Origin of the sequence: Streptomyces sp. NPDC046557, assembly GCF_040645975.1 — a bacterium.
Lineage (GTDB): Bacteria > Actinomycetota > Actinomycetes > Streptomycetales > Streptomycetaceae > Streptomyces.
This window is the reverse complement of record NZ_JBEYZH010000036.1, coordinates 18,981-29,107: the sequence shown is the minus strand read 5'-3', so window position 1 is coordinate 29,107 and position 10,127 is coordinate 18,981. Positions and strand designations below refer to the sequence as shown.

General features: G+C 63.9%; 5 protein-coding genes. 2 read left to right on the top strand and 3 right to left on the bottom strand.

The genetic code is table 11. The features are described 5' to 3' along the window. Nucleotides 1-1,062: 1,062 nt before the first annotated feature. The 3 genes from ABZ934_RS31615 to ABZ934_RS31605 form a co-directional block, all read right to left on the bottom strand. On the bottom strand, nt 1,063-1,818 hold the full coding sequence (locus ABZ934_RS31615) for a transposase family protein (protein ID WP_361319715.1): 756 nt from the start codon (nt 1,816-1,818) through the stop codon (nt 1,063-1,065). Between the two features lie 291 nt (nt 1,819-2,109). After that, complete coding sequence (locus ABZ934_RS31610; protein WP_361319712.1) at nt 2,110-2,478, bottom strand: hypothetical protein; 369 nt, start codon at nt 2,476-2,478, stop codon at nt 2,110-2,112. Nucleotides 2,479-2,625: 147 nt separating this feature from the next. Next, a complete protein-coding gene (locus tag ABZ934_RS31605) occupies nt 2,626-3,384 on the bottom strand; it encodes a hypothetical protein (RefSeq protein WP_361319709.1) in 759 nt (252 codons plus the stop codon). Between the two features lie 1,305 nt (nt 3,385-4,689). Here ABZ934_RS31605 and ABZ934_RS31600 point away from each other — a divergent pair. Together ABZ934_RS31600 and ABZ934_RS31595 are read left to right on the top strand one after the other, a co-directional pair. Then, complete coding sequence (locus ABZ934_RS31600) at nt 4,690-5,670, top strand: hypothetical protein (RefSeq protein WP_361319706.1); 981 nt, start codon at nt 4,690-4,692, stop codon at nt 5,668-5,670. Nucleotides 5,671-5,713: 43 nt separating this feature from the next. Further along, nucleotides 5,714-10,102 (top strand): hypothetical protein, encoded by a 4,389-nt coding sequence (locus ABZ934_RS31595; RefSeq protein WP_361319703.1) that lies wholly within the window; start codon nt 5,714-5,716, stop codon nt 10,100-10,102. The last annotated feature ends 25 nt before the right edge of the window (nt 10,103-10,127 follow it).

Genomic DNA, 10,127 nt, shown 5'->3' with positions numbered 1-10,127 from the left:
CAGCAGCTGGCGTGCGATGGACGAGAAGCTGCGTCGCGCCGTCGGAGTCCATCTCCTGCCCGCCGACCACCCCCGGGAGCCATGGCCGGCCCTTCGGGCCGGAGTCCTGCGCTGCGCTCCGGACTGTTCAGGGTTCCGCTGCGCTCCACCCTGAACTGCCTGCTTCGCAGGCTTGGGTGACCCTGTTTCACGGGGTCCGGGCCTTCGGCCCGTTGGGCGGGTCCGCTCCGCTCCCCCGCCCGGTCCTTCCGGCTACGCCTCCAGGCCCAGCCCGCTCCGCGGGCGGCTGGCAACGGGGCTTGATGTGTGCCTCGGTCGGCTCCTGGGCTGCGGAGTTGCCGGGGCTGGCCAGGAGGAGGCTGAACGCCGAGTTAGCTGCCGTTCGTATGCCGGTTCCTGTCAGCCGGGTGCCGAGCAGCCTGAAGCATGCGGGAGATGGGCCGGACCCAGAGTGCTTCAGTATTGGTTCCGGATTCTCTCTGGAATGGAGGTGGGCGCTGGCGTCAGAAGGGTGGTTCGTCGGAGTAGCCCTGGGTGCGTGCAGGTTCTGGGTTGGTGCTCCCCCACCTGCCAGCAGCTGGCGCGGCACTGCTCGCCCAGGGGTCATCTGCAGGGCGCGGGGCCGGTACTTCGGGGGCCGGCTTTCCCGGCGGGGGTGGTACGGCCTCTTCGGGATCGATCCCGTCGATGGCGTCATTCCAAAGGCGGCGCAGGTACTCCCGGCACGTGGACGGGTCGTGCGGATCGAAACGGTCCTCCGGTTCGGCCCAACGGGGACGGTCGGGGTCCTGTCCTCCCAGCAAGCAGAGCGCGCGAAGAACGGTGTCCACCGTGGCCCACTTGCTGACCACTTCGCCGTGCAGCAGCCGTCGAACGGTCTCCCGACTCACCTTCTTCACCTTGCCCAAGCGCCCGGTAGCAGCAGCGATCTCGGCCAGGGTGGGACGTCCGGCTTCCCTAAAGTGGACTCGCAGCTCCGCAACGAAGTCCCGTCCAGGCCCGGGAGGCAGTACATCTTTCCCAGGCATGCGCAGCATCTGAGGCACTGAGCCTTTTCCAACCTCATGTCGAGGCGTGGTGAAGGACGAGTACGGCCTTGACGATGTCGGTGATCCGGTTGGTGCTGCAGCGGAGCTTCCGCAGGAGGCGCCAGCCCTTCAGGACGGCCATGGCCTGCTCGCCGACGCACCGGATCTTGGCGTGGCTTCTGTTGTGACGTCGCTTCCATCGCTTCAGCCGGCGGCCCCGGAAGGGGACTCGGATGTGCCGACCGGCGCCTTGGTAGGCGTTGTCCGCCCAGCATTTCAGTCCCGCGGCGGCGAGCGCGTCGACGATCCCGTGGCTTCGGGCGGCCGTCAGGTCATGGGTGGAGCCTGGCAGAGTCGCCGAGGCCCAGAGCAGTCGGCCGAACGGATCGGTGAGGACCTGCACGTTCATGCCGTGCCGTTTGTGCTTCCCCGAGTAGTACGGCGTGTCGACGGCGATCCGGTCGATCGGCAGCAGGGTGCCGTCCAGGATCACGAACGCCTTCGTCCGGGCCGTCTCCATCGCCTCGTCCAGGGACGGTGCGAGGACGCACAGGACTTCGATCGCCTCACGTATGTACCGGTAGACGGTCGCGATACCGATTCCGAACCCCGCGGCGAGCTGGGCATAGGTGTCACCGCACCGCAGATGGGCCAGGACGAGCAGGGCCTGGCGGCCGGCGGGCAGTCGCCGCCACCGTGTACCGAGCTCCCGCCGCCTCGCGGTGAGCTGTCGCGTCAGATGCCGCAGGGTGCTGCTGGACAGATCGATCGAGGACGGGTAGACAAGCACGCGAAGCTCCTGGCAGACACGGGTGATCTTGGTCGAGAACCCCGTCTACCAGGAGCTTCGTCGTTGTGTACAGCCCTTGAACCCCCAACAGCCTGGCATCGCGGTCAGGTTGGAAAAAGCTCACTGATCAGCCCGTTCACCGCACCGAGACAGGATGAAAGAGGTTCATCAAATGAGCTTCGCTCGTCTCTTCCACGGAAACAAAGCTCCACAGCCGCACACCTGAGGCTACAATTGTCCTGAATCCGCTTGTTTCAGATTTAGCCGGTCTCCCCGAATCAGACCGCGCACTCAGTACCGCAGGCTTGATGCGTTTTCATTTTTCATATCTGGCATCATATTTTCCGCCGGCCAGTAGTCGCCGCAGCTCGGGAGGAACGTCTGGAACAGGCCGACATAACCCGAATTGTAATACACTCGATAGGTTGCGGAACATTCGCCATTCGATGCCGAAGCTGACGCATTTTTAAGCGTCAGGTCAGAACCTGAAGCACCCCGACAGGTGTTGTAGAGGTTGGACATCAAACCGGTGCTGAAAACGAAGCGCACGAATATCGCACCATTGGGCGAGTATCCAGAATGGTCCGGTATGCTTCTGTTCGTCACAAAGCATGAACTCGTCGAGTACCACGTCTGCTCGCCGCGGCTGTCGTAGTACATCGCGAAGCAATAGCTATTGTTGGCAGAGGTGCACTCGTCAGCAGAGTACGATGTCGCAGCTTGTGCACTATTGGGAGCCACGAAGAGTACGGCCGAGAAGGCAAAGAGCGCAGCGAACGATGTTCGCAGGAGTCTCGAAATCATTTGTTAGCCCTGCGCCCCGTATGTCTGTGCAGCCTTATTGACTACGCTGTTTTTACTGTCTCGCTCTCTTGCGAGAGCTGCGGTACCCTTCGAAATCTCCTGCTTCTGCTTTGATTCTTCATTCTTGTACCAGAAATCAACGAGCTGCGTCTCACCCTTGCATTCGACGTCAGCGACGGCGAGTTCAATTTCACGGGCGCTCGGCGTCTTGGACTTTATATCTATGCCGAGAGGCGCTACGTCATCGATGGGCGACTTGATGTCGAAGCCGCGTTTCTTCATGCAGCCAGACCATTGCGCGATTTTTTCCTTGACAGACGCGTCGTCTTTCGCCGCCAGGAAGGCGCGGCTCTCTGCCTCTGCGACGATCGGCGTTTGAGGCATGGGGAGCTGGCGCTTGACTTCTCCGCGGCAGCCGCCATCGGAGATCTTCTTGCCCTTATAGGTACCGCCGGCCACTTCTGGCCCCGTCCCGGTGAAAACGGCTTCCTCAGCCCCCTTTGCGGGTTCCCAGCGCGACGGCTCCGGCGTCTCCGGCAGATGATAGCCGCGCTTTTTCGCGGCCTCTAGATCAGAGAGTCCATATCGGCGCCCCATGCCGGAATCCGCAGCACCGACAGCCACCTCGAGCGACGGCTCCGGGGGACCGAAGTTCTTGAAACCATAGCGGGCCATGCAGGCCCGCCACTGGTCCTGTGTTGCGACCTGCCACGCGTACTGCTCGCGGGGAGTGCTGGAGTATCCATCAAGCGGAAGGGTCATACCCTTCGTCAATCCCTTGGTCGGCGCCGCAGGTATGGAATTCAGAGACATCCGCGGAGGTGCCGCCACGTCGGCCGAAACCGACGACTGCCCATTCGTCGCGGTTCCGCACGCCGCCAAGACTCCTATCGTCGCGGCACCGACAACAAGCCGAGAGTATTTCCTCAATGCAACCTCATCTCCATGCATGTCCCATCGGCACAGAGGATCCCGCAAGAATCAATCGAGCATGGCTCTATCTCTCGCGATAACCCGGACACTTGAAGCACCGAGGTGGCAAGCAAGACACGGCGAATAGTCATTACGGTGGACAAACACCTAGCCCCCACGCCCTGAAATCCCCACCCCGGACGTCTCAAACCACGCTACATGCGCCGCATAACCGACATGCCCCTCAAGGCGGTCACTCCTGTTTCGGGAGTCTAGCGAACCCAGCAGCCTAGAGATAGATCTGCTGGAGGTTCCACCGACGGTAGGCCGAAAGCCGTTGTGTCCTTGGCTTCATTCCACTCCTGCGGCGCGGAAGCTCTGACGAAGTGACAACCGTGGTCTAGGCTTTAACCACCTGACTACCTGGACGCGATTCAGGCAAGCCAGGATGTAACAGGACATAACTAACCTGACAGGGCATCACTTATCAGAAGCATTCTGTCAGGGCTTCGCCCCTCAGTCGCTGCTGGCGCCGTGAACGACCCCTGATCCGACGATCTGCCAAGTAATGGCACCCTTGTCGTCGCCCACGCTGTGCCCATTCGGTTGCTGACAGATGAAGCGCAACTGCAAAGATTCTGGTGCGCTCTTTCGCGGCGACTTCCTCCATTAGACCACCTCTACAACGCGGCAAAATGGACATAGTGGTTGCTTACCGATCAGTTCTACTTTGGATTCTGGAACAACCCACTATCTAGGCCAGGGCTGCTTGGTGTATAGGCTGAGCCCCTGTCAGCAGGGGCTTCGCTGCGATCCGTTCGCCGTTGCTACTCAAGAGAAGACCTGCCAAGATTCAGCCGGATGGCCTTGAGTCGGTAGTCATGCCGGATTTTCAGGGGGGCAAGGCCCGGGATCACTCTCTGAAGAGGTGATCCTGCAGGGGGAAGCAAGGGGAGGAGATTCGCCGTGCGCGCAACCGCGATTGGCGGGCTTCAGGACCAGCGACGCGTCACTTCTGGTGATGTTCGGGCAGCACAACCTGTGCCACCGGCTTGACCAGCACCGAGGTCACCTTGGCCGGCCGGCCCTCGTCGCCTGCGGCCGGCACGCGCCACGCACGTGGACCACTTCACGTTACGTAGAGAAGGAAAGCCCATGCACGTCCTCAGGCGAACGACCGTCGCCACTACTGTCATGCTCGCGACAATCTCACTCGGTGCCTGCTCCTCGTCCGGATCGGCCTCCGACTCGGCGAAGGACAGGACCCCGATCGACCGGGCCAACTGGCCTGCTGAGGTGCCCACTTCCGGATTGGTCAAGGGCCTGGAGCTACCGCTTGAGTCCTACCTGCCCTCCTACGCGGATCAGGTCACCGTCGACACCGCGCTCCGCACCCTGCAGACGCGGTGCATGTCTGAGTACGGGCTGACTATCGACCTGCCGCGTCCCGGCGCGAACCCGCCGCCCTACAGCAACGCCCTCTCGATCGAGCGGCGTTACGGCCTCAGCGACCGCGCACAGGCACAGAAGTACGGGTACGGGCTGCCGAAGGAGCTGACCCGGAGCCTCGAATCCGTCGAGGAGGGGCTTTCAGGCATCGAGGTGGAGGTCCTGACCGGGAGGAAGAAGCCCGAGTTCGCCCCGCCCAAGGGAACCAAAGGCGCTGACGGCCATTTCGGCGGGGTCCCGGAGCCCGCGCGCGCCGAGCACAACGGAAAGAAGCTGCACGAGGGCGGCTGTGCCGGCTGGTCGAAGCGGTGGCTCAAGGTGAACGAGGAGGATGCGGGATTCGTCTCCGGGCTCGCCTCGACAAGCCTCTCCGAGTCCCGGCCGCTGAAGCCGGTCGAGGAGGCTCTCAAGAGCTGGTCGGCCTGCATGAAGGACAAGGGTCGCAATGTCGCCGATCCGTACCGGGCGATGGAGCAGGGCTATGCCGACGGCGACGGCACCACCAAGAACGCGATCGAGCTCGCGCTGGACGACATCGACTGCAAGGAGCAGACCCGTCTGATCGAGGTCTGGTTTAAGGAGGAGTCGGCCGTCCAGAAGCGGCTGATCGAGGAGAACAAGGACCAGCTTGCCGCCATCAAGAAGCGCATGGGCGAGGTCCTTACCGCTGCGAAGGCAGTCAAGTAACCATGAAGGAACACAGTTGAGACAGATACGTTTCCGTCTACGCGTGCCAGTCACCCTTGCGGTGACCACCGCGCTGGCGATACCGCTGAGCCTGCCCGCGCAGGCCGAGGAGCCAAAGCCGCCCAAGGGCGCGGCGCAGGGGTGGAGCGACACCACCCAGCAGCAGAAGAAGGTCTCACTGGAGCCCTCCGCGATCCCCGCGAAGGACCGCGCCGGCTTACTCGGCAAGGACTACGAGAAATCCGCGGACACCGCGTTCACCACCAGTGGTGACGGAACGGGCTTTCACCTCCTGACCGCCGACGAAGCAAAGGGCTACGGCTGGAAGACCGCCGCCACTCTGCGCGAGGACGGGTTCGATGCCGACTCCTGGATAGGCAACGCCTGCCTGACCGAGTCGGGCAAGTACGCGGCCGTCGCCTACGCGCCGCGCACGTTCACCAACAAGCCCGAGCTGATGGTCCGCGGTGCGTTCGCCGCCATCGTCGACCTGACGTCGGGCAAGGTCACCAAGCTGCCCTTCACCGCTTCGCTCGCCTACTTCAGCCCCGGCTGCGGCAACGGCGAGCAGACGGTTTTCACCCAGCTTACCCACGACGGCGACAAGGAGCAGCGGACCCGTCTGGTCAGCATCGACGCCACCACGGGCAAGGCGGCCGACCCTGTCGTCCTTCCCGGGCAGGTGACCTCGGCGATCCCCACGAAGAGCGGCATCGTCGCCGCCCACGGCAACAAGCTCGTCCGCCTCAACGGCGAGCAGGAGACCGAGCTCGCCCGAACCAGTACCGTCCCGTTCCAGCTCACTGCGGACGGTGACGGCGGCGTGACGTTCATAGAGCGCGACCTGGACAAGGACGCCTCGAAGAAGCCGCAGGCCAGGGCCAAGCACCTGACCGCCGCCAAGACCCGCGCCGGGCGCACCGCTCCCGCCACGGTCGCCTCGGGCCCGCTGAGCGAGTGGGACCTCACCGGTACGTCATCGGGTCAGGTCTTCATCACCGGCAAGGCGCAGACCAACGGCAAGCTGCCCGCCCGAGTCGCCAACCCCGGGAATCTGGCCAAGGGCGCGCGCATGTCTACCCTCGGCCACGCCGCCACTTCCACAACCTGGGCCGACGGCAAGACAAGCCTGATCACCCCGACGGAAGCCGAAGCCGTCCGCGCCGCCCGCACCCAGCTCACCATGGTGGCCACCGGCAAGTCGGTCACCCTCGACGCCACACCCGCGGCCGCCGGCAAGAATGCCGAAACCGGCATCACCGCATCCCCGGCACTACCCCAGCCCACGAGCACCAAGGGCACCTCAACGGCCAAGGGCGCACAGGCATCCACCTTCTCCTCGCCCGAAGGCCCTTCCGAGGGCTCCGACGAGCGGTACTGCGCGGTCGCGCGCAATGATCCGAGGAAGCAGGCGTTCCAGCCCACGCCCCGACAGGTGGAGTGGGCCGCGGACCAGGCCGTGGTCGGAAAACTCGACTTCTACCGCACCGCCGGCTGGAAGAACACCGGCATGGGCGGCTACCAGCCCCAGGGCTTGTTCCCTCCGAAGCTCCTCGACGGCGACCCCAACGGCAAACTCGACACCGAGGACGGCACCAGCGACAAGTGGCATATTCCTGCCCAGATCCTGCTCGGCGTCACCGCGCAGGAGTCGAACATGTGGCAGGCCGCCCGCTTCGCCGTACCCGGTGTGACGTCGAACAGCCTCATCGGCAACTACTACGGTGTGCAGTACTCGGCCAGCGGCACGCAGGCTGACCCGTGGCGCGTCAATTGGTCCGTGGCCGACTGCGGCTACGGCGTCACCCAGGCCACCGACGGCATGCGCCTGGCCGGCAAGACCAAGGAAGGTGAGACCGCACTCAGCACCCTCACCCAGGAAGCGGTCGCGCTCGACTACACCGCGAATATCGCCTACGGCGCGCAGATCCTCTCCGACAAGTGGAACCAGACCAACCGCGCCGGCATGAAGATCAACAACGGCCACCCGCAGTGGATCGAAAACTGGTTCTTCGCCCTGTGGGCCTACAACTCCGGCTTCTACGACACCGCCGACTCGGCCGGCCACAAGGGCGTCGGCTGGACCAACAATCCGGCCAACCCCATGTGGAAGGCCAACCGTCTCCCCTTCCTGGAAAAGGCCGGCGGCGGCGACGACTACAGCCACGCCGCACAGCCGCAGAACTGGCCGTACGAGGAGAAGGTGATCGGCTGGGCCGGCCGTCCCCTCTCTGCCATGTTCGCCCCCGGTGACTTCCAGGCCGGATTCAAGCCCGCCTGGTGGAACAGCGTTGCCTTCCGCACCACGGCCAAGCCGCCGATCGACCTGTTCTGCAACGCGACGAACTCATGCAACCCCAGCAAGATCGGCGACAACGACTCCAACGACCCCGGCCTCGGTGCCTGCACGCTGGACGCCGGTGACAAGGCCACTAACCCGCACTGGCTGCACTGCTGGTGGAACCAGTCGGCCAGCTGGAAGAAGTGCGTCACCACTGACGGCACCCTCCCGCAATGCGGCAACGCCGTACACCGCTTCAACACCACATACCCGGAACAGCCAGACGCCGCCTCTTACCTGCCCCGCTGCACCTCCGACCTCCCGGCTGGCGCGCTCATCGTCGACGATCTTCCCAACGGCACTGTGCCAGCGGGATCGGCCTCCAGAAGCTGTGGACCGGTCAAGTCGGACGGAACGTTCGTCTTGAGCTACGTCCCGTGGGACACCCAGATGGATCTCACCAACGACGGGACGGACAACCCGACCACCGTCACGACGTATCCGGGGAAGATCGACACGCATCAGATCGGTGCGGGCTACGGCAACCACTTCTGGTTCACGCACAGCCGCTCGCCCGAGTCGGACTCGGCCAACGCCGAGCGTCTGAAGGTGACCGGCACGTGGAAGCTGAACGCTCCGCTGACCAACACCACGCGCCAGGCGAAGATCTTCGCGCACATACCTGACCATGGGGCGCAGACCACCAACGCTGTGTACCGGATCCAGACGCCCGAAGGGGAAGAGGAGGCGGTGATCTCGCAGACGGCGAACCAGGCCAACAAGTGGGTGGAACTGGGCGCCTATGAATTCGGTGACCAGATCCCCGAGGTGCGGCTCGACAACTTCAACGGTGGCGCCGGGTCGGCAGACATCGCCTTCGACGCGGTGGCGTTCGTCCCGGGTACGTACGAAGGTCAGGCGCTGACCGGCAACATGACGGCCAACCCGACCGCTCCGGATCCGGCGCCGGTCGAGCCGGAGGAGGACATCACCGACGGCCGCTTCTCCGCGGCGAAGACCGCCACGGCGGCGCCGATGGCCGCCACGAGCACCGCGTCATGCTCGACGGTCAACCACTCCCTCACCCGCAAGCGCACCACCGGCTGTATCCACAGCGACTACGCGATGACGGAGTACTCGAACTCCGTCCCGGTCGGAAGCGCGGCTTTCGACCTCTACATGACGTACTACCTCGACCCGAAGACTGGCGAGTTCTCGCAGGTCGCCACTATTCGGTTGAAGTCGATGGACGGTTCGGTGAACAGCGCCACCTTCGACTACGCGGCCAAGTGCCGCGGTTACTGCGGCATCACCAGCGTCGACTGGAACGGGTCGAAGACCTTCGCCAAGGGCGATACGCTCCTGCGGACCGTCACTACTCGGTTCAAGTGGACGCCCAGCGGCACCACCAAGAACTCGATCACCCCGTACTTGTCTCTCGGCGGTAAGGTCAACAGCACTTCGGTCGTGAACCCGTCCGAGTTCGAGAGTGCCAAGCTGGACGTCCGCTGCGACACCGAGGTCTCCGGCGCGGGTACCGGCTGTGTTTTCTCGGGCTACAAGCCGACGTATGTCATGAACTCCAAGAAGTTCCCCGGGGCCGCGGCCCACATCGACATGATGTGGCGCAAGACCAACATCAAGTGGGGTCAGCGCAGCAGCGGCAAGTCGCTCACCTACCTGGGCAACAAGATGGCCGTCGACGGCTCAGGAAAGACCCAGGCGGATCTCAACCGTCAGCTCATCTGCGGCAGGAAGTGGAAGCCCTACAGCGGCACCGGTCTGTTCAGTGACATGTGGTCCCTGGAGTCGGGCAAGCCTCATACCGACTTGAGAAGCTGTGACGAGTTCGTGTTCGCCAACGCCGCGCAGAGCGCCGGAAACTCGGCGGGTCCGAACCCCGTCGGTTACAGCGGCGCGGAGTGCATACAGACTTATGTCAAGCGCAACGCCGACGACACCATGACGCTCCACCTGCGGCCGAACACCCCGGCACCGACGTGGAACGAGCCGTGTGGCCGGTCCTCGATGTCTAACTGGCAGAACACCCAGTCGATGCGGCCGTTCGGCGCCTTCATCAAGGAACAACGCTTGATGGAGGACGACGGCTACTGGGTCGACCTCGACGGATTCACCGCACCCACTCCGTAACCGGACCATGAGAAGTGCCCCCCGG

Bases quoted from the DNA above. Each gene is read 5' to 3' on its own strand.
- ABZ934_RS31605 (WP_361319709.1), bottom strand. From the start codon at position 3,384: ATGACCCTTCCGCTTGATGGATACTCCAGCACTCCCCGCGAGCAGTAC.
- ABZ934_RS31610 (WP_361319712.1), bottom strand. From the start codon at position 2,478: ATGTACTACGACAGCCGCGGCGAGCAGACGTGGTACTCGACGAGTTCA.
- ABZ934_RS31600 (WP_361319706.1), top strand. From the start codon at position 4,690: ATGCACGTCCTCAGGCGAACGACCGTCGCCACTACTGTCATGCTCGCG.